Annotated in this window: 24 protein-coding genes and 1 riboswitch; of the genes, 14 read left to right on the top strand and 10 right to left on the bottom strand. The window is 48.3% G+C overall.

What is annotated here, in order from left to right; all coding sequences use genetic code 11:
• Positions 1–10: 10 nt before the first annotated feature.
• From BUA14_RS00410 to BUA14_RS00420, 3 genes are read left to right on the top strand one after another with little or no spacing between them, the layout of a single operon-like run.
• Positions 11–853: an SPFH domain-containing protein gene (locus tag BUA14_RS00410; protein ID WP_072770771.1), complete on the top strand. Its 843-nt coding sequence runs from the start codon at positions 11–13 to the stop codon at positions 851–853.
• Positions 854–878: 25 nt separating this feature from the next.
• Complete coding sequence (locus BUA14_RS00415) at positions 879–1112, top strand: type II toxin-antitoxin system antitoxin (RefSeq protein WP_015943033.1); 234 nt, start codon at positions 879–881, stop codon at positions 1110–1112.
• Entirely contained in the window at positions 1069–1704 is a 636-nt protein-coding gene (locus BUA14_RS00420; protein ID WP_072770772.1) for a GOLPH3/VPS74 family protein, read from the top strand. Before BUA14_RS00415 ends, BUA14_RS00420 begins: the two co-directional genes overlap by 44 nt.
• A gap of 154 nt (positions 1705–1858) precedes the next feature.
• On the opposite strand, the gene BUA14_RS00425 is transcribed toward BUA14_RS00420, so the two are convergent.
• Positions 1859–2803 (bottom strand): MBL fold metallo-hydrolase, encoded by a 945-nt coding sequence (locus BUA14_RS00425; RefSeq protein WP_072770773.1) that lies wholly within the window; start codon positions 2801–2803, stop codon positions 1859–1861.
• A gap of 134 nt (positions 2804–2937) precedes the next feature.
• Here BUA14_RS00425 and BUA14_RS00430 point away from each other — a divergent pair, with 134 nt between their 5' ends.
• Positions 2938–3057 carry a DUF4023 family protein gene (locus BUA14_RS00430; RefSeq protein ID WP_005808661.1) on the top strand — a complete coding sequence of 40 codons (120 nt, stop codon included), beginning with the start codon at positions 2938–2940 and terminating at the stop codon, positions 3055–3057.
• A 76-nt stretch (positions 3058–3133) separates the two neighbouring features.
• Here BUA14_RS00430 and BUA14_RS00435 read toward each other — a convergent pair whose 3' ends face one another.
• The 4 genes from BUA14_RS00435 to BUA14_RS00450 all read right to left on the bottom strand — a co-directional run bounded on the left by BUA14_RS00435 (position 3134) and on the right by BUA14_RS00450 (position 7918).
• Positions 3134–4834 (bottom strand): FAD-dependent oxidoreductase, encoded by a 1701-nt coding sequence (locus BUA14_RS00435; protein ID WP_072770774.1) that lies wholly within the window; start codon positions 4832–4834, stop codon positions 3134–3136.
• 29 nt (positions 4835–4863) lie between these two features.
• Complete coding sequence (locus BUA14_RS00440; RefSeq protein WP_072770775.1) at positions 4864–5244, bottom strand: hypothetical protein; 381 nt, start codon at positions 5242–5244, stop codon at positions 4864–4866.
• A gap of 250 nt (positions 5245–5494) precedes the next feature.
• Positions 5495–7354 carry a helix-turn-helix transcriptional regulator gene (locus BUA14_RS00445; protein WP_072770776.1) on the bottom strand — a complete coding sequence of 620 codons (1860 nt, stop codon included), beginning with the start codon at positions 7352–7354 and terminating at the stop codon, positions 5495–5497.
• Between the two features lie 48 nt (positions 7355–7402).
• Entirely contained in the window at positions 7403–7918 is a 516-nt protein-coding gene (locus tag BUA14_RS00450; RefSeq protein WP_072770777.1) for a TetR/AcrR family transcriptional regulator, read from the bottom strand.
• A gap of 255 nt (positions 7919–8173) precedes the next feature.
• Here BUA14_RS00450 and BUA14_RS00455 point away from each other — a divergent pair, with 255 nt between their 5' ends.
• Complete coding sequence (locus BUA14_RS00455; protein WP_072770778.1) at positions 8174–9796, top strand: FAD-dependent oxidoreductase; 1623 nt, start codon at positions 8174–8176, stop codon at positions 9794–9796.
• A gap of 117 nt (positions 9797–9913) precedes the next feature.
• Here the strand turns inward: BUA14_RS00455 and BUA14_RS00460 are convergent, their stop codons facing one another.
• From BUA14_RS00460 to argC, 4 genes are all read right to left on the bottom strand, one after another.
• Positions 9914–11113, bottom strand: a complete 1200-nt coding sequence (locus tag BUA14_RS00460) for an aspartate aminotransferase family protein (protein WP_072770779.1) — start codon at positions 11111–11113, stop codon at positions 9914–9916.
• A 34-nt stretch (positions 11114–11147) separates the two neighbouring features.
• A complete protein-coding gene (gene argB, locus BUA14_RS00465) occupies positions 11148–12044 on the bottom strand; it encodes an acetylglutamate kinase (RefSeq protein WP_072770780.1) in 897 nt (298 codons plus the stop codon).
• Between the two features lie 102 nt (positions 12045–12146).
• Positions 12147–13415 (bottom strand): bifunctional glutamate N-acetyltransferase/amino-acid acetyltransferase ArgJ, encoded by a 1269-nt coding sequence (gene argJ / locus BUA14_RS00470; protein ID WP_072771189.1) that lies wholly within the window; start codon positions 13413–13415, stop codon positions 12147–12149.
• Between the two features lie 71 nt (positions 13416–13486).
• Positions 13487–14542: an N-acetyl-gamma-glutamyl-phosphate reductase gene (gene argC / locus BUA14_RS00475; RefSeq protein WP_072770781.1), complete on the bottom strand. Its 1056-nt coding sequence runs from the start codon at positions 14540–14542 to the stop codon at positions 13487–13489.
• A 282-nt stretch (positions 14543–14824) separates the two neighbouring features.
• Here argC and BUA14_RS00480 point away from each other — a divergent pair, with 282 nt between their 5' ends.
• The 5 genes from BUA14_RS00480 to BUA14_RS00500 all read left to right on the top strand — a co-directional run bounded on the left by BUA14_RS00480 (position 14825) and on the right by BUA14_RS00500 (position 20637).
• Positions 14825–15586 carry a threonine/serine exporter family protein gene (locus tag BUA14_RS00480; protein ID WP_072770782.1) on the top strand — a complete coding sequence of 254 codons (762 nt, stop codon included), beginning with the start codon at positions 14825–14827 and terminating at the stop codon, positions 15584–15586.
• A 13-nt stretch (positions 15587–15599) separates the two neighbouring features.
• On the top strand, positions 15600–16058 hold the full coding sequence (locus tag BUA14_RS00485) for a threonine/serine exporter family protein (protein WP_072770783.1): 459 nt from the start codon (positions 15600–15602) through the stop codon (positions 16056–16058).
• Positions 16059–16190: 132 nt separating this feature from the next.
• Positions 16191–18026, top strand: coding sequence for a sensor histidine kinase (locus tag BUA14_RS00490; RefSeq protein ID WP_072770784.1), 1836 nt, complete (start codon positions 16191–16193; stop codon positions 18024–18026).
• Complete coding sequence (locus BUA14_RS00495) at positions 18016–18708, top strand: response regulator transcription factor (RefSeq protein ID WP_143153403.1); 693 nt, start codon at positions 18016–18018, stop codon at positions 18706–18708. Before BUA14_RS00490 ends, BUA14_RS00495 begins: the two co-directional genes overlap by 11 nt.
• A 279-nt stretch (positions 18709–18987) precedes the next feature.
• Complete coding sequence (locus BUA14_RS00500; RefSeq protein WP_072770786.1) at positions 18988–20637, top strand: FAD-dependent oxidoreductase; 1650 nt, start codon at positions 18988–18990, stop codon at positions 20635–20637.
• A 20-nt stretch (positions 20638–20657) separates the two neighbouring features.
• On the opposite strand, the gene erm is transcribed toward BUA14_RS00500, so the two are convergent.
• Positions 20658–21452 carry a 23S ribosomal RNA methyltransferase Erm gene (gene erm / locus BUA14_RS00505; protein ID WP_072770787.1) on the bottom strand — a complete coding sequence of 265 codons (795 nt, stop codon included), beginning with the start codon at positions 21450–21452 and terminating at the stop codon, positions 20658–20660.
• Between the two features lie 337 nt (positions 21453–21789).
• Between erm and BUA14_RS00510 the strand changes: the two genes are divergently transcribed.
• From BUA14_RS00510 to BUA14_RS00525, 4 genes are all read left to right on the top strand, one after another.
• Complete coding sequence (locus BUA14_RS00510; protein WP_072770788.1) at positions 21790–22686, top strand: helix-turn-helix transcriptional regulator; 897 nt, start codon at positions 21790–21792, stop codon at positions 22684–22686.
• Between the two features lie 75 nt (positions 22687–22761).
• Positions 22762–23202 carry a GyrI-like domain-containing protein gene (locus tag BUA14_RS00515; protein ID WP_072770789.1) on the top strand — a complete coding sequence of 147 codons (441 nt, stop codon included), beginning with the start codon at positions 22762–22764 and terminating at the stop codon, positions 23200–23202.
• A 52-nt stretch (positions 23203–23254) separates the two neighbouring features.
• A complete protein-coding gene (locus BUA14_RS00520) occupies positions 23255–23977 on the top strand; it encodes a DUF5131 family protein (RefSeq protein WP_072770790.1) in 723 nt (240 codons plus the stop codon).
• 4 nt (positions 23978–23981) lie between these two features.
• The gene (locus BUA14_RS00525) at positions 23982–24827 is read left to right on the top strand and encodes a DNA-formamidopyrimidine glycosylase family protein (RefSeq protein ID WP_072770791.1); all 846 of its coding nucleotides are present in this window, start codon (positions 23982–23984) and stop codon (positions 24825–24827) included.
• A gap of 319 nt (positions 24828–25146) precedes the next feature.
• Positions 25147–25241, top strand: a riboswitch (glycine riboswitch).
• The last annotated feature ends 67 nt before the right edge of the window (positions 25242–25308 follow it).

Below are 25308 nucleotides of genomic sequence, written 5' to 3' on the forward strand. Positions count from 1 at the left end.
GCTATCCATTATGAAAGAAAAAAAAGCCTGGGTACTCAATGGTTATCTTGCTGTGGTTGTCGTTTTGGCTTCGCTCATCGGCGGCACAGCCCTGCTCATTCAAACACAGTTTACCCTGGGAATCGCTCTTATCCTCATCGGAGTGCTTCTGTCCAGCGGTATCGTTGTCATCCAGCCCAATAAATCTTATGTGATTACCTTTTTCGGCAGCTATATTGGGACCATACGTGAACCTGGTCTTTGGCTCACCATCCCCCTTTCCACACGTAAATCTGTTTCTTTACGGGTCCGCAACTTCAACAGCAAGACTTTAAAGGTCAATGATGTGGAAGGGAACCCTATTGAAATCGCCGCTGTGATCGTTTTCCGTGTTGTGGATACCGCCAAAGCAATTTTTGATGTGGATAGATACGAGCAATTCGTAGAGATCCAAAGCGAAACCGCTCTCCGTCATGTGACCAGCCGTTACCCCTATGATAACTTCGAAAAGGACGGCTATTCTTTGCGGGGTCATTCCGAAGAAGTGGCCAGAGAACTCTCTCTGGAACTTCAGGAACGTCTCAAAGTGGCTGGGGTAGAAGTTATGGAGGCCCGCCTGACTCACTTAGCTTATTCGACTGAAATCGCCGGTGCCATGCTCCAGCGTCAACAGGCCAATGCCATTCTGGATGCCCGTCAAATTATCGTTGAAGGCGCCATGGGTATGGTCCAGATGGCTGTGGAACGCCTGGAAACGAATAATGTCGTCCAGCTTGACGAGGAGCGCAAAGCTGCCATGATCAACAATCTGCTGGTGGCCATCGTCTCTGACCGCTCCGCTCAGCCCGTCATTAATACAGGTACCCTCTACTAATTTAGAATAATCCTGACAGGTGTTGATGAGTATGTCCAAGAAACAATTCGCTTTAAGGTTAGATCCCAAACTATATACGGCTCTGGAAAAATGGGCAGCCGATGAGTTTCGAAGCGTCAACTCTCATATTGAGTTCCTGCTTCGAGAAGCTACCCGCAAGTCGGGACGCCTTAATAAGGGCGGGGAAACACCTGGTGAAGGAGGAGATTATATAGATGTTAACCCTCATGGAAGAAGTTCTTCTCATTTCTCTGAATGAAGAAAAGGGTAACTTCTCTTTTACGGCCAGCACCTTCATCGATTACTGTCTTACCGGTGCCATCCTTATGGAGTTAGAGCATCTCAAGCGGATTCGGGTGGATAAAAAAACTGTGGAAGTCCTCGATGCCAGACCCTTTAATAACCGGCGTCTGGAACTTGCCCTTGAGCCGATGGATTCCAGCAAACGTCATCGTCCTCCTGAATATTGGGTTTCCAAGCTTCGCAGCACCCTCAAGGGCTTACGAAAGAGTCTTCTGGAGGAGATGGCGGATAAGGCTCTCTTGCGGGAGGAAGAGCAGCAGGGCTTTCTCTTCTTTACTTCCACCCGTTATCCTGTCCGGGATGAACGGGCAAGGAAGGATATATTGGATCGGATCCACCGGGTGCTTTTGCGGGGGGAAAGCCCGGATCGCAAAACGGCTAAGCTCATCGGCTTGCTTTATGCCAGTGGAATTCTCCCCTACCTGGTGGATAAGGGAGAGCGGAAAGAGGCCAAAAAAAGAGCTAAAGACATCACTAAAGATGATATATTAGCTAATGCCGTAAAAAAAGCCGTTCAGGCTACCTACGCCAATCCTGCCTTCTACTAAGTCCGATGAAATCATGGATGAATCATGGAATCATGGGGACAGGTCCCTTAATTCACACCTCCATATGAACAATAATCGAGTTGAAATCGGTTTTCCTCAGCAAATAAGTCAGGGGGCGTTCACCACACATGAACGCCCCTGACTTATTTGCTTATTAACTTTGCACCCAAGTGGCCCCAATTTCCTGAAGGGCGATCTTCTCCATTTTCCCCGCCATGGCCTGATTAAAACGCTGAATGGGTTCCTCCATGGGCTCCTGGGAAAGTTTAAAGGTCCCCCAGTGCATGGGCAGAATTTTTTTCGCTCCCATTTCCTCGGCCATCTGAATGGCTTGCTCCGGAGTAGCGTGACGGGCTTCGAAGGATTTAGGCGAATAGGCGGCAATACCCATGATTGCCAGCTCAATCTCCACTTCCCGCAATTGCTGCTGGAATTTTTCCGTATAACCCGTATCGGCACCTATGAAAAGATTGACACCATTTTTAGAAAGAAGGATGGAGTTAGCTTCCATCTCCTTGTTCCAAGGAAGACGTGCTCCCCAATGCTCCCCCTCTATGGCTTTGACCTTAAGTCCCCCCGGATATTCTTTTTCGTCACCCCAATGCATCTCATCGATAGTTTTATAATTCAGCCCCTCCCAAAGGGAGCGGGTTCCCTTGGCTGTAACGACCGCAGTATCCGGTGATTGCATGCTCCTGAGGCTGGGGTAGTCAAAATGATCGGTGTGGGCATGGGAGCAAATGACCAGATCTACCTTGCCTACCTGTTCTGCCGTTAAGGGGCAGGCCACATAGCGCTTCATACCGACAGTATAATTGCCTAAAGGAGTCAACCCGATTCTCTCATAAAAAGCTGGATCGATGAGAATTTTTGTGCCATAAAAGTTCATCAAAAAACCCGCGTGACCAAGCCAAGCCACCGTCAGTTCTTCGTTCTTCCACTTAGCGGGCGTGGGAATCTGGGTTGGCTTCTTCATTTTTTCGGTATTGTCGTTATCATTGTCATATCCTACATGAGAGGCCAAAGCTAACCCTCCTACGGCTGCAATTCCCAAGGTAATGAATTTCCTGCGGCTAATGCCAGTCTTTGATGTTTCCATTATGCTCTACCTCAAAAACTTTAATAAGGGAATTATACAATAGGTTCAACGTGGTAACAAATATTTAGCTAAGAGGAATATAAGACTATCTCTTAGATAAACTAATCATTAATTAAACACCGAGGAGGGTGATCATGAACTTCGCAGATAAATTTAACGAGGACAAGAAGAAGGCAGAAGAAAACCAAAAACATCAGGGAAAGGGCAATCCTGGCCACAAGTTGCCTAATAAACAGCATAGCACCAACAAATGAGTTCTTGATTCCATGAAAAGGGAGCATATCACCATGATGCGCTCCCTCTATACTGCCTTACTATGTAAAGATATTTTTAAACCTTTTGGGCTGCATCCAGTCCGGCCAGGTATCCGAAGATAACTCCACCGGCTACAGGGTTTCCGGGGCCATGATAGGTGATTCCGGGGCCGCCTAATCCTGCCGCATTGCCGGCAGCATAGAGACCGGGGATGACATTGCCATGGACATCGATAACTTGTGCCTTTGCATTAATCCGTGCTCCGCCACAAGTTCCGCAATTGCCCGAATGAATCTGGATGCCATAGTAAGGACCTTTGGCCAAGGGGGCCAGGGTGCAGGCGGGATTCTCGGGATCTGCCTGGGCCATAGCGTAGTCACCGGAGGCAAGCCGGTCGAAATAGCTTTCGCCACGATGGAAATGAGGATCTGTGGGAGGAGTCTGGGAAGCATATTTATTGAATTCAGCTACAGTAGCTTCCAAACCTTGGGCATCGATACCTAGTTTTTGAGCCAGTTCTGCCAAAGTATCTGCCTTGGTGATATAATCAGGAACATTATCTCCTTTAGCACCGGCAATACCGTACTTGCTCCATTGAACTGAATCAGCGATGACAAAGGCCGGCAAGTTCCGCCAACGGTTCTCTCCAAAAGTATCTCTTTCATAGAAGGGATAAGCGGAGGTATCATAGTCGCAGGCTTCGTTCATAAAACGCTTGCCCTCTTTGTTAACAACGATGGTGCCGGGTTTTCCTCTCCAGAGGAACCAATCGCCAATAATCGTTTTCCAGGTGCTCTTCTTGTAATCTTTGGCGTTTTGACGATAGTTGGCCACTTCGTCCTCCCAGCCGGGGAGCAAATAAACCATTAGCCCCCAGGATTCGTTCATATTGCGCAGATCGGCACCGGCCTCCATAGCCATTCTTAAGCCGTCACCGCAGCCATAGATTCCGCCGCCGCTGCCGGGATTAAAGACCACGGATGCATCCACCGGACCTCTTTGGTAGGTTTTGAGCAAGCTTTTATCCCATTCAAAACCGCCTGTAGCCAGAACGACTCCTTTATTAGCTTTAACACGGATTTCTTTGCTGTCCTGGTAGGCGATGACACCGGTGATCTTGCCGGAATCATCTTTAATAAGCTTTTTGGCATGAGTATTCAGGGCAAATTTTACCCCTTTCGCAAGAGCATAATCGTAAAGAGCAGCCATTAAGGCTTCCCCGGAACCTTTGCCATTGTAGGAAGGACTGATACTGCGACCCAGTCTCTTTCCTCCCGGCCATTCCGGGTGATAATCAGGATAACCAAACTTGAATTCAATGTTCAATTTGTTCATAAGAAACTCAACAATTTGGGGACCATTTTCCAGGTAGGCATCGATGAGTTCTTCTTCAACCTGGCCGTCGTTGCCTTTCATAATATATTGACGGCCTTCTTCAATGGAATCCGGGATTCCTTCTTTTTTCTGCATAGGATTGGCAGGCACCCATAAGGCTCCGCCAGACACCCGAGTCGTTCCTCCTGGAATAGGTAAAGATTCCAGCACCAATACCGAGGCTCCGGCTTCTGCTGCGGAAACAGCAGCTCCACCGCCGGCGCAACCAAATCCTACTACGACAACATCCGCTTCAGCATCCCAGTTTTCTGAGTCAGACGGTGTCTGGGGCGCAGCTGACTGATTGCTGCATCCTGTTAAAAGGCCTGCTCCCGCTGCTACTGCCGTAGCTAACCCGCCAATCATAAATTTACGACGGCTTACATTTAAACTATCGCTCATCAAGAGTCACTCCCTCATTACCATTACGCTTATTTTTGAAATGCCTCGTCATATTTGCTTTCGATTTTTGCCGGGGGTTGAGCTTGAACCCAAGACCAAAGATCATCCCAAGCTGCTGCCGGGGCGATGGTCAGATTGCCTGTCATTGTACTCTGATATTGAGTAAGAATAGGATTTTCTTCCGTTTTACCTTCTCCCTTTGTTCCCTCATTCTCACTTGCGCCATCGGGATGGATTTCGCCGCCCTTACCATCCCCTTTACGTCCGTCTTCATGACAAGGCGTACAGGTAACCTGATCCTCACTCATGGAGACAAAAGCATTGGTTTCCGTCGTTGTGCTGACAGTCACAACCAAAGCAAGTGCCAGCAGTAAAAATACTCTTTTAGCCCACTTTATACCTTTTTCCAAATCCTCTCACCTCTTTCTTGAGTGCACTTTCACATCAAAAGCGCCCAATTCCTCCTTTGCTCTATGCCTATAACCATTATATATTAAGCCTGTCTGCAGACGCGCAAACAGGCTTAGCCTCATTGTCTTTAATGTGTTTAAGGGAGCATAGCCCTTGCTATGTGAGGAAGAGGAGCCATTCTACAGCATGGATAGGGTAGAGTCTTGATAAGGATAGGGTAGAGTAAAATTTGCATAGGGTAGAGTTTGTTCAGATAGATGCTGTAGTGAACCATTGCTGAATTTTTCGAGCGGTTTGGAAGTCGGGGGTTCTTCGCCCCAACTCCAGCTTGGAAACCGTGGTTTGATCAATACCAATGGCCTCCGCTGCCTGCATCTGGGTCAATCTTCTTCTTAAGCGTTCCTTCCTTAATTGCTCACCAAGGTTATTTAAAGATACTCCTGCGGATTTGGGTGGTTTGATTGGCTTTGTCCCTGATTTAATCTTGGCGTATTGATCGATTATAGCCTGAGGAGGCTCCACCACCAATTTCAAATCCAGCCAATCCTGCCCATTCCTGTAGATCCGATCATATTGCCAACCGGCAATAATCTCCTTATCTTTGAGAGCGTCCATCATTTTTTCGAATCGCTCAATTATTTTTGCTGAACGTGATCTTTGATATTCCAGATGTATGGCGTTAAGCAAGGTCGGGATGCGGATCGGTTCCAAATAATGCCCCCGGGATTGCCGGCTTCTCCATAGCCAGGAGAAATAGCGGGCCGCCCGTTTTTCGTAAGCCTGGCGGTATGGATCAAGTTCAAAAACCCGCTTGGAAAGGATGGAGGTTTGCCTCTTCCCCTTCTGCAAATCGCGAACCAAAGGATTACCCGGCCGCACCTCCCATGTGTAATCTCCTCTGCTTCCCGCCTCCGGTGAATTCTTACTTTTAGAAATAATAAAGGCTTTTTCCTCTAAGGTAAAAGAGTTGAGCCCAGCGGGATTAATCCAGAGCCGATTTAATAACTCCATGTGAGCGGCAATGCGTTCCCGCCACTCCGCTTTATACCCTCCCCTTTGACCATGACCATTTTTCTGCCTGAGCAACCCCCGGAGATCGAGAATATCGTCTGCATGAATCATGATCTTTTCTTGAGAAGATGTGGATCTTTTGAGCCAGAGGTGGCAGATCGAATCCATGACATCAGCTGTCTCGTCATTCATCCCTTTTGTCAGATCTTGACAAGCATTAATGAGTAAATCATTTTCACTTTTGAAAATCGCTCTGCCGCTGGAACTGCCGCTGGGGGTTTCCAAATTCGCACTAAGCCAGATCCTGTTGTCATGGACGGTGAATTCCTGTGCCGCTACTGCTTTGCGCAGTTGATGGTACACGGCCATACTAAACGTAGTTAGATATGAGGTTTTTTCTTTAATCATTCTAGGCCGGAGGATACTCTGCACCCCCACAGCCGGTGCATTTAACCCTAAAAATTCTTCATAGAAAACCAAACTATACCGGGAAGGCCCCAGATACTCTTTTTGCAGGGATTGCATGTAGAGATCCACAAAATTTTTGGCATAAATATCAAAGAGACTGTTAAACCGCTCGGCATTTGCATAGCAAAGCGTTTTGGAATAGACCTTTGACCAGGTCCGCTCCGACATACAGGATAGTGTTCTCTGCTCGAATTCCTGAGACATGGCCTCCAGTGTCCAGATTACAGAGTTATTCCAATACCATCTCACTGCATCTTCCCAAATATTCTCTTGATCAAGAAGATCCATGACAAATCTGCATAGATGATGATCCACCCGTTCACTGACATCCGGGCTGAGACTCAGATCACGAATATTCCCGCGATCGTCGGTACAATAAATAACATGGGCCTTATGGAGTAAATCCCTATCCATCTCCCCCAGACGCTGGGTTATACTGTTCAAATAAGAATTTAAAAGTGCGGACTTAAGGTGGGAGGTGATCATATCCGGGACTTGAGAAAAACGTATTCCTGCTGTCCAGCTCTTTAAATTACTTGAGTTCAAGGCATATTGAGCCTTCTCCAGCCACTCCTGATTCAATCCTGGCGACCCCAAATAAATGCCATTAGTATTCGTGAACTCTTTCATGATCTTCCTCCTTATCTTGCCCTGTTCCAGGAAGGCATGGGGACGATTCTAGGATACTCTTTCAATCACAGAAACCATGTTATGTACAGTGTCAGTCATTTCTTCGATCTTTTCTTTCCTATCATTAACAATCCAGACGATCAATATTTCCACACATAATCCCACACTGGCTTTTTGCAGAAAAGAAGATACTCCTTTATTGGTCATCATGTCTGTAAAGACTTCGAGAATGTGGCCGCCTATGGTTTCTCTGAGAAACTCCGTCTTATTAGCCTGAACTAAAGCATAAATAAGCTCACTGTGGCGTGTATAATACTGATAAAACCTACGCAAATAAACCTTTTTATCCTCTTCGTCATCCAAGTGGGCATTGTTATCATCAAAAGGTTGAAGGTAATCCCGAAGGACATCCATAGGCTGTGCATAATAGCGGTAAAAAGTTGAACGGGATACTCCAGCTTTCAGCACTAATTCTTTCACAGTGATGTCATTAACATCTTTTTCCTTCATTAGCCTCATTATAGCAGTATACAGACAATCTTGGGCAAAGCTCTTCTTCTGCACGGGACATTTACCCCCTTTTTGTCTCGTTTAACCGGCAACATATTGAATGACTGGAGTCAGAATGTTAAGGTAATACCAAAGAACCTGTGATAATAATAACAAATTACTGTATTTATGGAAAGGGGGATTATTCGACAACTGTATATACTCTGATTATCAGTATTAGTCTTATAATTTTACAAACCAGAGGATCGCTGGAAGGAAAGATTATTAGTGAATAAAATCTCAAGACTAAAGATGAGGAGTGGCTGGTTCATGACGACTTCAAATAGCTCAAAGGAAATCTCCCGTAAAGATTTTATCAAGGGCGCAGCTTTTGGTATTGCCGGTATAGCAGCCATGGGCTTAGCCGGCTGTTCCACCGACGCTTCCCAAAATAGCCCGCCGGCACCGGCAGAGGGAACAGCCTGGGACCACGAGACGGATGTGGTGGTGGTAGGCTTTGGGGGTGCGGGAGGAGCGGCGGCCTGGGAGGCGGGAACCGCAGGCTCCGAAGTTATCGTTCTCGAATTGGCTAAAACGGCCGGCGGAAGCACCAATATCTGCGGAGGCCTGGTCACCATCGGCGGCGGCAACGCTCTACAGAAGGCAGCCGGCTTTGAAGACAGCCCGGAGAACTTCTACAACTATTTAACAGCGGCCTTGGGTACGGGGGCCGACGAGGAGCAGTGCCGCATCTTTGCTGAACAAAGCCCGGCTATGTACACCTGGCTTACGGAAAAGATTGGCGTAAAGTTCAATCCCGGTATCAATCCCCTCTGGCCTGATACTCCCAATCCTACCGCCGGTTTAACCTGTACAGGGGACGAGTACCATATGGATTATGCCGCCGTGAGCAAAGCCGTACACCGCACAGGCTGGGTAGACAGCGAAACCCGGCCGGGAGGAAGAGACGGCTCCGGCTTCTTCCAGCCTTTGTTACGGGCTGTGGAAGCTCAGCCTAAGGTTAAGGTTATGTACGAAACAGCGGGAGAGCAGTTGATCTATGATCATGATAAAAAACGGATTCTTGGTATCAAGGCTAAACAAGGGGATAAGACTCTCTCCATCAAAGCTCGCAAAGCCGTGGTTCTCACTACCGGCGGCTTTGCCAAGAATGAAGATATGGTGAGAACCTACTGCCCAGCCTTCAATGGAGTGCTGGCTTTGGGAACCGCCGGGGATAACGGTGCAGGGATCAAAATGGGGCAGGCTGTGGGGGCAGCTTTGCAAAACATGCATATGGCTTTCTCCACCAGTACGGCCTATGCCTACACCACTCAGGAAGGCTGTGCCGGCGGCCCCCTCTCTCAAGGCATCATTGTCAATCAATTCGGTTCACGTTTCGTCGCCGAAGACCATTACCATTCTTGGGTAGCAGAATATATGCTCCAGAATCACCAACCGCAGAAGCATCTTCCCAGCTATCTCCTCTTCGATGCCCAAATGTATGATACCTTGCCGGATAAATCCAAAGAAAGCCTGGAAAAGGCCAAGGTCACTAAAGCCAATAGTATTGAAGAGCTGGCTAAAGCACTGGGTACTTCTGAAGGTGTCCTGGAAAACACCGTGCAATTCTATAATTCCAAAGTGGCTGAAGGCAAGGATCCTTTACTTAATAAACAAAGCAAATTCATCAAGCCGATCGCCACAGCTCCCTTTTATGCTCTGGAAATCGTCCCCACCAGTATGTTCACCGTAGGCGGATTGCGGATCAATACCAAAGCTCAGGTTCTCTCCGCTGAGACCGGTGCACCTATAGCCGGGCTCTACTCGGCCGGACGAAATGCCACCAATGTCATCGCTCAGCAATACGGCGGAAGCGGTACCAGTGTAGCTACTTGTTTTGTCTTTGGCAGGATTGCCGGACAAAATGCCGCGGCTGAAGCTGCCCTCTGAATTCTCTAAGACAGGTAATGGCAGAATAAGATAAAACCCAAAGGAGAGCCCATCGTCTACCTTGCAGAGACAGACGATGGACTCTCCTTTTCCTATGGTCTTATACCCTGTATCACTCTACCATTGCTCAGCAAAGACTTGATCGAGTATGGTGATGGCCACATCTATTTCCTGATAGGAAACATTGAGAGGGGGTAAAAATCTTAAGGCTTTTCCTCCCACAAAGTTAATCAGCAGACCTTTTTCTCTGGCTCCTTCCACAATCTCTGCTCCCAGGCGTTCAAGAGGCCAGCCCAGGATAAAGCCCTGTCCCCGGATTTCTGTGCCGGTTTGGAATTTGTCCGCCAGCTTTTGCAGCTCTTGCTTAAAATACTGAGCCCTTTTTTGAACATCTTCCAGGAATCCTTCTTCAGTGAGCACATCCATTACAGCACAGCCTACGGCTGTAGCCAGAGGGTTTCCTCCGAAGGTCGAGGCATGATCCCCGGGCTTAAAGGTGGCGGCAACTTTTTCCTTGGCCAGCATAACTCCGATAGGGACTCCACCCCCTAAAGCTTTGGCTAAGGTCATAATATCCGGAGCTACATTGCTCCATTCATAGGCGAAAAGCTTGCCGGTTCGACCTAATCCCACCTGGATTTCGTCAAAGATAAGAAGTGCCCCGTAATCATCGCAAAGCTGGCGGGCTTTGGCTAAGAATTCCACTTCTAAAGGAAATACCCCGCCCTCTCCCTGAATAGGCTCCAGCATGACAGCTGCCACTTGCGGGCTCATTTTCTCTTCCAGCTGGGCCAGGTCATTGATGGGCACATAAGTGAATCCTTCCGGCAGAGGTGCATATCCTTTTTGGTATTTAGTCTGCCCGGTAGCCGTCAAGGTGGCTAAGGTCCGGCCATGAAAGGAGTTGACCAGAGTCAGAATTTCATATTTATCCTCACTGTAATGTTCTTTGGCATATTTTCGAGCTAATTTTATGGCTGCTTCATTGGCTTCGGCGCCGCTGTTGCAGAAAAATACCTGATCGGCAAAGGAATGCTCCACTAATTTTTCCGCCAGGGCGATTTGGTTAGGAATCCAATAGAAATTGGAAGTATGCAAAATCTCTTCAGCCTGCTTTTGGATGGCCTCCACCACCGCCGGATGGCTATGACCCAGAGAGCTGACTGCCAAGCCTGTGACAAAGTCCAAATACTGCTTACCCTCGATATCCCAGACAATGGTGCCCCTTCCCTTGATAATGGCCATAGGCAGACGGCCATAGGTATTCATCACTACCTTCTGGCCCCGTTGAATCATGGTATGGGTTTTCTCGCACATAGTTGCTGCCTCCCCTTCTAAAGTCTATTTGAGTTTAAGCATTAAACATGGTGCCGATTCCGCCGTCTGTAAAGAGTTCCAGGAGAATGGCGTGAGGTATTCGTCCATCGAGAATATGAACACTTCCCACGCCCCCTTGCAGAGCTGCCCGGGCACATTCTACTTTGGGAATCATTCCGCCGCTGATTACACCCAAATCAATCAGCCCCGAGATCTCATCTTCTTTGATCACGGAAAGCAGGGAATCTTTATCCTCTACATCTCTGAGAACTCCAGGCACATCGGTAAGCAGCAGAAATTTATCGGCTTTCAAGGCTTTGGCAATTTCCCCGGCAGCTGTGTCGGCGTTGATATTATAGGATTCCCCATCCTCACCGCCGGCTACCGGTGAAATAACCGGGATATAGCCTTGCTCCACAAGAGAAGTAACTATTTCCGGGCGGACCTGTTCGATCTCACCTACAAAGCCCAAATCCACATCCTCCAGCTCCCCTTGGGAATTCTCAAATTTCATGGGCTTCTTAACCGCCTGGAGCAGCTGGGCATCTTTTCCCGACAGCCCCACAGCTCTGCCGCCGAAACGGTTGAGCAAGGAAATGATTTCTGTGTTGAGCTTTCCCACCAGGACCATGGAAGCGATTTCCATAGTTTCTTTATCGGTGACCCTCAGCCCCCGCACAAAATGGCTTTCTTTGCCGACCCTGGTCAACATTGAATTGATCTCAGGACCTCCTCCATGAACCACCACCGGACGAATCCCGACGGAGTGCAGGAGAAGAATGTCCAGCATGACTTTTTCCTTGAGGTCCTGCTCCAGCATCGCGTGACCGCCATATTTGATCACCACTGTTTTGCCGGCGAATTTCTGAATATAGGGCAGTGCCTCAATGAGCACTCTGGCTTTATCGAGACCTTTATCCAGAGGAGTCATCTCCATATCCCCTTTCTTGAGGTCGGAAGGCGGAGGCCGGAGAGCAAGAATCCCTCTTTGACCAGAACCTTGAGACCTTGGTATTTCTTATTCGGCCTTCGCTCAAGTCCGATAATCTCCATTGATGGTGACATAATCATGGGTCAGGTCACATCCCCAGGCTGTGGCTTGGGCTTGCCCTTCCTGAAGAAGGAGCTTGACGGTCACATCCTTCCTGCTGAGAACCTTCTTGGCTTCCTCTTCAGAGAAATGAACCCCCTGACCTTCCTTAGCCACCAAAACATGGCCCAGGTAGATCTCTACTTGGTTAGGATTGAATTCTGCTCCGGAGTAGCCGGCGGCGGCAAGAATTCTTCCCCAGTTGGCGTCCTCTCCGTAAAGGGCTGTCTTCACCAGACTGGAGCCGCAAATGCTTTTGGCAATCTTACGGGCATCCTCCACTGCGGCCGCCCCAAGGACCTGGACTTCCAGGAATTTGGTCGCTCCTTCTCCATCCCGGGCAATGTCCTGAGCCAGCTTCTGGCATACGGCCCAAAACATCCGGCGAAACTCCGCCCACTCTTGGGGATTTAAGGTAATACCCGACTTTCCGTTGGCCAGAACCAATACCATATCATTGGTGCTGGTATCCCCATCCACAGTCACCATATTAAAGCTGTCTTCCACCGCCTCCCTTAAGAGCTCTTGCAGCTCAGAGGCCGGTATGGCAGCATCCGTAGCGATAAAGCCCAGCATGGTGCCCATATTGGGATGAATCATCCCGGAGCCTTTAGCCATTGCCCCCAGACGGATTACACCATGCTCTGTGGACAATTCACACGCTGCCTCTTTAACCACGGTGTCAGTGGTCATGATAGCCAACGCTGCCTGGTGAGAATTCTGCATCATTTCCTCTGGGGAAATTTTCTCAGCGATCTCCAGAGAAGCCTTCTCGATCCCCCTGGCAACACTCACTACAGGCAATTCCACGCCGATAACCCCGGTGGAGGCTACAAGCACATCTTCAACAGCAATTCCCAGCACCTCGGCAGTCTTCACAGCCATAGCCCAAGCGGCCTCATCCCCCGGTTTTCCCACACAGGCATTAGCGTTGCCGCTGTTAGCCACCATGGCCTGTGCTACACCATTCTCCAAATGTTTTTTGGTCAGAATTAGGGGATGGGCTTTCACCTTATTGCGGGTAAACACTCCCGCAGCTTGAGCCGGCACCTCGGAATAAACCAAGGCCACATCGTATTTATCCGGATATTTAATCTCTGCCTTAACTCCCGTCGCCCGGAATCCCTGAGGAACAGCAATTCCTCCCTCAATCCAGGACCACTTGGGTTGGGATTGGCCTATATTTTCTGTATTCTGAGTTATATTATCCATTTCACTCACACCCTTTATTTTGATAGACCGAATATTATTTAATAAATCCAAACAGCCTGAATGGAACTTATTTATGGCCAAAGCCCTCTCATTTTAAGCCCCATATTCTCCGGCAGTCCACAGATCAGATTCATATTCTGAATAGCTTGCCCTGAAGCGCCTTTGACCAAATTATCCAGCACCGAGACCAGAATAGCCCGCCCGGTTCGCGGATCTATTTTAAGCTGGAGAAAACTATGATTGCTTCCTAAAGCGAACTTTGTTTGGGGCCAGATTCCCTCCGGAAGGATATGCACAAACTCCTCTTCCTCATACTGCTCCTGCCAGCAGGCTTTAAGATCAGCCTCTGTAACGCCGGGCGTAACCTGAGCGTAGATGGTGGCAAGGATTCCCCGAATCATCGGCACAAGATGAGGGGTAAAATTAACCAGGAGCTCTGCTCCGGCAGCCTCCGTTAATTGCTGCTCTATTTCCGGGGTATGGCGGTGACTGGCTACCCCATAGGCTTTAAAATTCTCATTGACTTCACTGAAAAGGTTTCCTAAAGCAACGCCCCGCCCGGCTCCGGAAACTCCGGATTTGGCATCGATGATCAGTCCATCTTTTTGCAGCAGCCCCTTCTGCAGCAGCGGAGCCAAAGCCAATAGGGTGGCTGTGGGATAGCAGCCGGGGTTGGCTACGAGAGTTTTTTCGGCAATCTTATCCCGATATAATTCCGGAAGCCCATAGACGGCTTCCGGCAGCAGCTCCTGGGCAGGGTGCTGAACTTTATACCAGGCTTCATAAACTGCTCCATCTTTAAGGCGGAAATCTGCCCCTAAATCGATGACTTTGATCCCCCGGTTCAGCCATTGAGCAGTTCGGCCTGCGGTAAAGCCATGAGGAAGGGCGCAGAATAAAACGTCCAAATCCGGCACCTGTTCATCATCCAGTTTCCCTGTTCCTAACCCTGACCCTGCATCCATGCTGGAGCTTAGCCCTGAAAACTGTGGGAACATCTCCTCATAGACTGCTCCGCTATTACTGGATGAGCCTAAGTAGGCTAATTCTATTTCAGGGTGATTTTGGAGTAAACGCACCAGCTCTTGGCCTGTATACCCTGTGGCTCCGATAATTCCTACTTTCACACCGATACCTCCTCTATGATTATTTAATAATTATACGCATACATGCATAATAATTCAATCACTTTTTGGGAAATCTTTTTTACTTCTTTTCATCTTTCTTTGATCATTCTTTCCATTATCTTTACTTACTGTTGCTGTGCCATTTTTCTACTTTGTAGATTCTCTCAGAGTTGTGCTATCATGGTATGGAATCAATACCTTAATTCAAACCTGTCGGAATTCATAAAGCAGCTAATTTACGGTTCACTATGAATTGGCCGCTTCTAAATAGGAGGAAACCAAGTGAATTCAGCCATTGGGGAGGTCATGGAAGTCTGTCTTCTGGCCGGTAAAATCATGCTGCAAAGCGGGGCGGAGATCTATCGTATCGAAGATACGATGAACCGTATTGCCCGTACCTGTGCAGTTCCTGAGGCTCACAGCTATGTTACGCCCACAGGGCTTTTCCTATCCCTGCAGGGCCAGGAGCGGAATCAGGAACAGACTAAGTTCCTAAGAATCTACGAACGTCAAATTGATCTGAATAAAATCGTCAGTGTCAATGAGATCTCCCGCAAATTAAGCGAAAAAGAGCTTACTCTTCAGCAGGCCCATGAAGCGCTTTTGGCTATCGAAAAATCCGGCTTCCTTTACCCTTTCTGGCTGCAGCTTATCGCGGCCGCTCTGGCCGGCGGCTTTTTCAGTCTGACCTTTGGGGGAACCATGATTGATTTCCTGCCTTCAGTAGTGGCTGGAGGGCTGGGGTTTTTACTTTATGCCCAAGCCAACCGCCGCATTGCTGTCAAATTCTTTTCCGAAATCTTTGCTGCCTTCACCATCGGCTTTATTGCTTATTTTTTCTATTATCTCGGTATCGATATTCAGATCGACAAAGTCATTATCGGCTCGGTTATGCCTTTAGTGCCCGGTGTATTGATCACCAATGCTGTCCGTGATCTGATGGCCGGGGACCTTATCGCCGGGCTTGCCCGCGGAACTGAGGCTTTCTTAACAGCCTTTGCCATCGGTACCGGAATAGCCGTGGTTTTAGCTGTACTTATGTAGGAGGAGTGACGCTATGAGTTGGACTGCACTTTACGCAAGTTTTTTTGCCACTATGGCTTTTGGCATTTTGTTTAATGTCCCCCGTAAAAGCCTGTTCACCGGCGGCCTGGTAGGAATGCTGGGTTGGGCTGTCTTTGTGACGCTTACCGTGAATCTGGAGATAAATACTATAACCGCTACTTTGTTTGCCGCTTTTAGTGTCGCTACAGTCAGCCAAATTCTTGCCCGGCGCTACAAAATGCCGGTCACAGTATTTAGTATCGCCGGAATCATTCCTCTGGTTCCCGGGGGTATGGCCTATGCCACCATTCGGCAATTCATTGAGAACAATTATACGGAAGGTGTTCGTTTGGGCTCCATCACCCTTCTCATGGCCGGTTCCATTGCCTTTGGCTTGATCTTTTCCGGTGTTATTACGGAAACCTTTAGTCGGAAGAAGGGAGCTCCCAAGCCAAATTTGCCTGGTCGGTGATCTTGGAGCATTGATACAGAGCTCATAAAATAGCTGCCCCTCAATAGCTTCATCGGCCAGTTCGTCTCTTGGTATGCCTTGTATTGTGAAAATAAGACTTTATGTTATGATGGGTGGGGAAGGAACGATGCTATGAGAAGCTCCCTATTAAACGGACTGGTGGTTCTTTTGATTGGGATCGGAATCGCGGCCGGTGCGCTTTATATTAATTACAGACAAGTGGATTTGCCCGCCAGCGGCATTGCGGACTTTTCAGAGCAGACCGTTTACCGCTTAGGCGACTTTTCCCATTCGGGCAATGCTCTCTATGAAGCAGAGTTACTCCTGTCCGGAACCGACCCATCAAACAATACCGCTCTTATCTTCGTTAACTTTACAGATTTTCGTGTGTATCTTGACGAAAGTCTGCTGTACGATGGTCTGGGCATGATTCCTGCCTCAAAGGCCGTCGTCTGTCCTCTTCCTGAGGAGGGCCGGGACTTAGCACATCTAAAGCTGACCGTCGTAACGGAACACTGGCCTTTCTTGGGAAATGTCTATTGGGGGCGGGAAGCTCCCTGTCAGTCCTTTGTCGACACCTACAACGCCTTGCGCGTCTTCAGTTTTGGCCTGTTGACAGCCATGTTCTTGTACGGTTTTTCACTATACATCAACAAACGAAACGAACGCTATTTGCTGGATTTTATCTTTTACACCGCCACCATGTGCTTGTGGTTTATCTGGGAGTCGGGCTTCGCTATCCCTCCTTTGGAGTTTGATATCGGCAGGAATATTTTCAATACACTAACCCTTATGTTGAGCCTTCGACTTACTCTGCGGATTCTCTCTCCCGATTGCGACGGCTGGATTCACAAAGTTTTTTCGGCGCCGGGCATCGCCGCCGCGACCGGCTTGTTCGTAATAATACACATTGTTTCACCAGGCAGCATCGCTAATATTACAGGGTTGTTTTTTAGCACCAGTCTGGTTATCGTTGTGTATCACTGTCTGAAATATCATGGCGGCAGCCTGCATCTGCTGATCGGCCTGGTCATCATGCATGAGCTGCGCTTCATCAACCGCCAGCCACTGCTCACGGAAAGTTTCTATACGTCGGCGATTTCCGGAACCCCCGTCTATGAGCTTCCTTTTATCCTCATGTTCATGCTGGTGGTCAACAAAAAGTACTCCAATAAATTCAAAGACTATGAGCAGTTGAATATTTCTTTACGGGAAAGCAATAACTATCTGGACCATATGGTGGAACAGCGGACTGCTCATATCAAGAAGGCCCAGGAACAGCGGCACAACCTGATGCTGAATGTCTTCCATGACTTGAGGAGCCCCCTTTTCATAATGAAAGGATACCTGGATAATCTGGATCTTTCCCGTCCCGATATCCACAAACAATTAGCCACGATCAAGGGACGTCTGGACTTCATCATTCATTTATCCGAAGATTTATTTTTAACAGCTAAATTGGAGGGCCGGCACCTGATGTTTGTGGAAGAAAACTTGGATTTATCTCAATCCATTCAGACTCTCGCCGATGCCTCCCGACTGGTTGCTGAGGAAAAAGGAATCGAGCTGGTCTGCAAAATTGAGCCCCCTCCAGGATATGTATGGGGTGATCCTTACCGTATCGAACAGGCGCTGCAAAATATCGTCCATAATGCCATCCACTATACACCTTCAGGGGGGACGGTTGATTTAATGATTCAGTATGATGAATTGCACGCCACGATTCTGGTCAGGGATACGGGAAAGGGCATCTCCGAGGAGGAATTGCCTAAAGTCTTTACCCGCTATTACCGGGCAGGAAAACCCGATAAGTCCGCTTCCTCCGGCTTGGGATTGTCCATCGCCTATGAAATCATTACCCAGCAGCGCGGTAGCATCCAGGTTGAGAGCATCGTGGGCCAAGGCACTCTGTTCCGGGTGAGTTTTCCTTATAGCAAATCAGGATTGAGGAGGACGGATGATGATTAAGATCTTGTTGGTTGAAGATGACGATTTTATTGCCAATGTGGTGGGCTATTATTTGAACACCGCCGGAAAGTATCAACTGGACTGCGCAAAAACCGCAGGAGAGGCCATGTCCTGCATCCGCAACTCCTATGATCTGATTCTGCTGGACATTCTTTTGCCTGACGATAACGGGATTAACCTTTGCCAACAAATACGCAAATGGCATAACTGCCCGATCCTCTTTATCAGCTGTCTGGATGATGACCAGAATATCATCAGGGCTCTGAACGCGGGCGGCGACGATTTTATCACCAAGCCTTTTGACAATAAAATTTTGGAAGCCCGGATTCAGGCTAATCTGCGCCGGGTAGAGCTGGACCGCAGAGAGGAGCCACAACGTCAAATCGTGACCTCGATATTTTCCCTGGAGCCGGAGACTCACACCGTTGTCTTCCCCACCCAAAAGCTCACCTTGTCAACGACGGAATACAAACTACTCTCTTTCCTGGTCCTGCATAAGGGCAAATGTTATCCAGCTAAAGAGCTGTATGAGCAAATCTGGGGCTACACCAGCTATGGGGATGCCAGAACCGTGGTTGTTCATATCTACAATTTACGAAAAAAGCTTACTCCTTATCTGGAGGGCCTGGATTGCATCTCCAACCTTCCGGGAAAAGGCTATACTTTCTGGCTGCCGGATTAATCATACATCAATTTTTCTTTGACATGGATTAAGATCTCTTGACATAGAGCCGTTGTTTAAAAGATAAAACTGCGGCCCTATGTCAATTTTTTAATTCTATAGCAGCATCTGCTGTAATTCCCGCCTTTGCCGCCCAGATAAAATTAATGTTTCCCTTCATTCTACATTTTCACAAAGCTTGTTATAGTAAACACAAATTATAGGCGCGGACAACGAAGCTTTACGCCATCGTAGGCCGCGGGCTGTAACAATGACCCTAAATAAAGTAGGAGGGAAACCATGAACAGAAACATTTCCAGAAAAGCCTTTATAAAAGGAGCCGCCGCCAGTGCCCTTGGCCTTACTTCCATGGGGATTTTGGGAGCTTGCAGTCCAGCGGCTGGGCAGCCAGAGAAGCCGTCCACTCCAGAGACTTCTGTGGCCAAAAATACCTGGAGTTGGGAAACGGCACCGGAGCCCATCACGGACTTTGCAAAAACCGTGAATGCGGATATCGTCATCGTCGGTTCAGGTCTGGCCGGAACCATTGCTGCCTGCCGGGCAGCAGAGCTTGGCGCATCAGTAGCGGTCATCGAGCAGATGGACAAACCCAGCTCCCGCGGCGGCCATTTCGCTGTCTATCAGACGGAAAAAATGAAGGAAGCGGGCATCATCAATGCTCCTAAAGAAGAAATCCTGCAGGATTGGATCAGACAGTGCGGCAATCGCTGCAATGAGAAACTGGTCTGGAAGTACCTGGACCGTTCAGAAGAAGCCTTCGCCTGGCTTATCGGCGTTTCCGAAGGCGCCCTGGAATTTTTGCCGTGCATAAACCGCTATGTGGGCGAAAAGTACTATGAATATCCGGGCACTCATATTGCCCGCTATACCGGCAACGACAATACCAAGGCTTTGTCAGCTCCTGTCTTTGTTGCCTTGAAAAATGCTCAAAAAAATAAGACTCAGTTTTTCTTTAACACCTCTGCGGAACAGCTGAGCAAAGAAGGTGATAAAGTCACTGGTGTAGTTGCAAAAAATGCTGAAGGCTACATTCATTTCAAGGCGGCAAAGGCTGTTATTCTGGCAACAGGCGATATTTCCGGAGATGAAGAAATGGTAAAGTGCTATGGCGGGGATCTGGCCAACCTTCCTCAAGCCAACCTTTATACTCCCGCCGGTGCCAATAAGGGCATGGGTCATAAAATGGGCATGTGGGCCGGGGGGCATATGGAGATGGGGCCGCTGCCAACGATGATTCATTTAATCCGTTACACCATGCTGTGCTTTTCCTTCCTGCATCTCAACCAGCAGGGCAAGCGCTTCATGAACGAAGACACCTGGATCCAAGCTAAAAGCATTAGGATCCTGAACCAGGCAGAAGGCTATAATGAGTTTGCCTACAGCGTGTTTGATGACAACTGGCGGGAGGATGTAAAGAACTCCCTGCAATACGGCGGCGGTCAGTTCTGGGATAACATGGTCCGTCTGGCCGGTGTGGAATGGACACCGGAATCCACCGAGGCAACCATCGAAAGCGCGGTCAAAAACGGCACGGCCTGGAAAGCAGATACCCTTGAGGAGCTGGCCACATTGATGGGCGTGGATAAAAAGGTTTTCCTTGCCGAAGTGGCTCGATACAATGAGATGTGCAAGCAGGGTGAGGATAGGGAGTATCACAAGCGCAAAGAATTGTTGGCTCCCATTGTCAAAGCGCCCTTCTATGCGCTGAAATTCGGACCGGCCATGCTTTGCATGCCCGGCGGTCTGGAAATCAATGATGCCTGTCAGGTCCTGGATAGCCAAAAAGCCGCCATTCCCGGACTCTATGCCATCGGCAATGTAGGCGGGGGACGCTATGGGGTTGACTATCCCGTTACTATCAACGGCAACAGCCACGGTTCGTGCATTACCTTCGGCTACCTAACAGCCAATGAAATAATGGGTTCTTAAAACCTCTGCCTCCTGCTCTTCTAATCTCTGATCTGGAGCACATGCCGGCAGTAGGATCGGAAAAGACAAAGCCACTGGACATAAATAATTTCACCGAAAACAAAGCCGTGAATCGTTGCTTCCCGAAAAGCCCGGCTCAATTGTCTTTTGTTAAACATGCGCCCTAGTCCGGCCCCGCCTCCTTGGAGGGCATTGGCGACAAAGTGTTCATAATAGCGCCATTGGGCGGGCGATATATCGGGCTGCGTTTTCTTCTTTAAGTGAATCAGAACGACATCCACACCAGGCTTGGGATGAAAATCCTCCCGCTGAAAATAGTAAGCAATATCCAGATCGAACAGAGGCTTCAGCATGAGAGACCTGAGGGTTTCGCGGGGTTTTCCCATGAAGCGCCTGGCTGCGCTCTTTTCCATGACGAGCCAGGCCTCAGTAGGAGGATTCCTGCTTTCCGTCAGCTTGCGGAGAATAGCGGTAGTATGACAAAAGGGGATGTTGGCAAAGACTTTGTAGGCTCCGGAAGCGGGAAGCCGCCATTGCAAAAAGTCCTGATGGTAGAGATGCAGATTTTCCGTACCCTTAAATTTCTCAAGAAGTTTATCATATAGCCTGGCATCGATTTCCACAGCGGTTACCTTCCGGCATTTGTCCACAAGCAGACGGGTTATATGGCCTTTTCCAGGGCCAATTTCCAGGACATGATCATGGATGCCGATGGTGGTCCGGCCAAGCAGTTTAATAATGGTTCGATGGCTGGTCAAAAAATTTTGGGATACCCAAAGGGGCAGTTTTTGCCCCTGTTTTTTGTTTTTGGACATAAAAAATACACCTCTTTCGCTTCATTGGAGTCGAAAAAAGGCGCACAGAATCTAAGAAAGGGAAAATCGTCTACCGACCTTTCTTATTCCGCACGCCTTATTTACGAAGCCGCATTGAAGCATACATAAGGTGTATTATCCTCCAAAATAACTGTTAATTTGAGATGATTACCTTTAAAATTATACAGAAATTCGGGGTGTTGTCAATGCGCATAGACTTCACTGAATTTGCTTATTGTATAGTGCCAAAGATATAATGAACTTTAGAACATGTATGATGTGACATAAGTATTATCTGGCGAAAACAAACCGGCAAATGATATTGACAGGAGCATTTATGCAGATTAATCGATTGTTTGAAATCATCTACATCCTTCTGGAAAAACGGACTGTAACTGCGGCGGAGCTGGCGGAACGCTTTGAGGTTTCGGCCAGAACCATTTATCGTGATGTGGAAATCCTCGCTCAGGGGGGTATGCCCATCTATATGAGCAAAGGCAAGGGGGGCGGCATTTCCCTGCTGCCGGATTTTATCCTCAACAAGGCCGTTCTCACCGAAGAGGAGAAAAGCGAAATTCTATCCTCCCTGCAAGCCTTCAACGCCGTCAATCTTTCCAAAAGTGAAACGGCCCTGAGCAAGCTCACCAGTATGCTGGGTGCCAAAAATACCGACTGGATCGAGGTTGACTTTTCATCCTGGGGACATTTTGAAAATGATGAGGCGAATTTTGAGAACATCAAAACCTCTATCATCGAAAAGAAAATAATTACCTTTATGTACGCCAGCGGAAAAGCGGAAAAACTGCTCCGTGAGGTCTTGCCGCTGAAGCTTGTGTTCAAGGGGGCGGCCTGGTATCTTTACGGCTACTGCACCCTGCGCAAGGATTACCGGTTTTTCAAACTGAGGAGAATAACCGAACTGTCGGTAACCAACACTGGTTTTGAGATGAAAACACCGGAAACCATCTTTGCGGGGCAGAAGCTTGACGCGGACTCTTACATCAAAACCGAACTGCTTATCTCAAAGACAGTGGCTTTCCGGGTTTATGACGAAATCAGCCACTATGAAATCAATGAAAACGGCGACTTTGTCTGCCAGCTTTATCTGCCGGACATCGCCACCATATGCGCTTATGCCGCCTCTTTCGGAGCATACTGTACCATTCTTTCACCTGAACAAGCCATTGCTGAAATGAAGGGCCGGTTGCAGAATTCTTTGAAAAACTATTCCTAATATGACATACTGTTGTCATATTAGCCGGACTATACTGTGATTACCCTATAACTAATATGGAAAGAGGTAATCACTATGAACTATGAAATCGTCACCCTTCCAGAGAAAATCGTTGTCGGTGTAACGGCAAGAACTTCACACACCGATCCCCAATGCCAGCAGGTAATCGGCGGTTTATGGCAGAAATTCATGGAGGATGGAATCTGGGCGTCCATTCAGAACCAGGCGAACCCCTACTGCCTAGGACTGTACTCCGGCTATGACGAAACATCCTATGATGTCACCGTAGGCGCCGAAGTGACGAAAAACGAAAATCTCCAACTGGTCGAAAAAATCATTCCCGCCGGCAACTACGCCGTATTCCAGATCAAGGGCGATGTTGTCAAAGACGTAGCAGAGGCATGGGATAAAATCTGGGCACTGCCTCTGGAGAGAAGCTTTACCGGTGATTTTGAAGAGTACCTGAGCAATGAAAACGGCGTGGCGGAGATCAAAATCTATATTGCATTAAAATAAAATCCATATTAAATGGGAATATTGCACGGGAATAAGGTAAGGAGTTGGACTTGTGGCTGTCTGGAATCCATGGCGGGGCTGTCACCGCTACAGTGAGGGCTGTAAATTCTGTTATATCCATAAAGGGGACATCAAAAGAGGGATGGACACCAATCTGATTGTGAAGTCCGCCAAATTCAACGCCCCTGTGGCTGTGAACAAACAAGGCCACTACATCATGAAATCCGGACAGCTTGTTTATTGTTGCTTTTCAACCGACTTTCTTCTCGAGGAGGCGGAACCCTGGCGGAATGAATGCTGGAGCATGATGAAAGAACGCCCCGATCTGCATTTTCTTTTTCTCACTAAGAGGATTGAGCGCTTTTCCCAGTGTCTTCCCGATGACTGGGGTGAGGGGTATGAGAATGTCACGGTGGGCTGTACGGTGGAAAACCAGCAAACCGCGGATGAACGTCTGGAAATCTTTTCAAAGCTGCCTATCAAACACAAAAATATCGCCCTTCAGCCCATGCTTGAGGCGATAGATATTGAAAAGTATTTAGAGAACATTGAGTTAGTCGTCGTGGGCGGGGAATATGACCGCAATGCCAGGCCTTTTGATTATGACTGGGCCCTGGCGGTCAGAGAGCAGTGTATGCGGCATAACGTCAGCTTTTCTTTCCGTCAGTGCGGGACCAACTTTATCCAGAACGGAAAACTGCGCAGGCTTAATTACGGCATGCTGTTCAAGTGTGCCCGAGAGAGCAATATAGACTATCAGGCAGGAAGGGAGTAAAGTTATGCTGGAGTTACCCGAAGTCCTCACTCTGACCAGGCAGCTGAACGAAAGTGTGAAAAGCCGGCGTATCCTGAAAGTATGGCCCCCCACAAAGGCTCATAAATTCTGCTGGTATAACGGCGAACCCGAGGAATATGACAAAGCACTTTCCGGCAGCAGGATTGCCGGGGCCGAGGGATTCGGCATCTTCGTAGAACTGATTTTTGACAACGGCCGGAAGCTGTGCGTCAACGACGGGGTGAATCTTCGCCTTATGCCGGCCGGTAAAGTCCCGGAAAATTATCAGTTGATGATGGAGCTGGACGACGGACAGGCCCTGGTTTTCACGGTGGCCATGTACGGCGGAATATTTGCGCATGACGGCAGCTATGACAATCACTATTACCTGGCCAGCAGGAACTCTATCTCCCCCTTTGTCCAGAATTTCTCTGATTATTACCTCCGTCTCTTTTCAGAAAGCAAACCAACCCTCAGCGCCAAGGCTTTTCTGGCCACGGAGCAACGTTTTCCCGGCATCGGCAACGGTACGCTGCAGGATATTCTTTTTGAAGCGGGCATCCACCCGAAACGCAAAATAGCCACCCTGGCTAAAAGGGAACGGGATAAGCTGCTTCAGGCGGTTATGAAAGTGCTGAATGAGATGGCAAAGCTTGGCGGCCGTGACACGGAAAAAGATTTGTTCGGAGTTTCCGGGAGATACAAGACAAAGATGTCAAAGAATACAGCAGGAACGGACTGTGGTCAATGTGGCGGGACAATCCTTAAGGAAAGCTACCTGGGGGGCTCAGTGTATTTCTGCCCGGAATGCCAGCCCCAGAATTTGGCTGGTCAACACCCGGTCAGATGATTTGAGAGGGTATGTTGGAGGAAGGGCTTGCCAAATTCGAAACCGGTTTCGAATCTTGGTTTAACTCCAAAAAACGGGGGCGTCGCAAAACTATTTTTGCGCCCTTTTTTTATTGGTTGTTTTCATCCGCCCAATCCACCTTCAAAAGCTAAGTAACTTCTGTTTGACTTAATTTTAATAATGTGATAGCATTTCGAGATATGATGTTACATAGAAACACAACATAATATCGACAAATGAAGTTTGTAGGAAAAAGGCTGCGCCCTGCCGAAGGAGTAACACTCTCAGGTGCCTGGTATTTCAGGTGAAGACTATGAATGGATGTAACTCTGGAGAATCCCATTTTGGGTGCCGAAGGTGTAAGGCTCGAATTCCTCGGGCTAATCTCTCAGGCCAAAGAACAGAGAATCTGTGCTCAAGTACTTTTGGGCCTTTTTGCGCGTATCCAGAGTCAAACCATATGCTTATGGTTTGACTCTTT

This window comes from Desulfitobacterium chlororespirans DSM 11544 (genome assembly GCF_900143285.1).
Taxonomy (GTDB): Bacteria; Bacillota; Desulfitobacteriia; order Desulfitobacteriales; family Desulfitobacteriaceae; genus Desulfitobacterium; species Desulfitobacterium chlororespirans.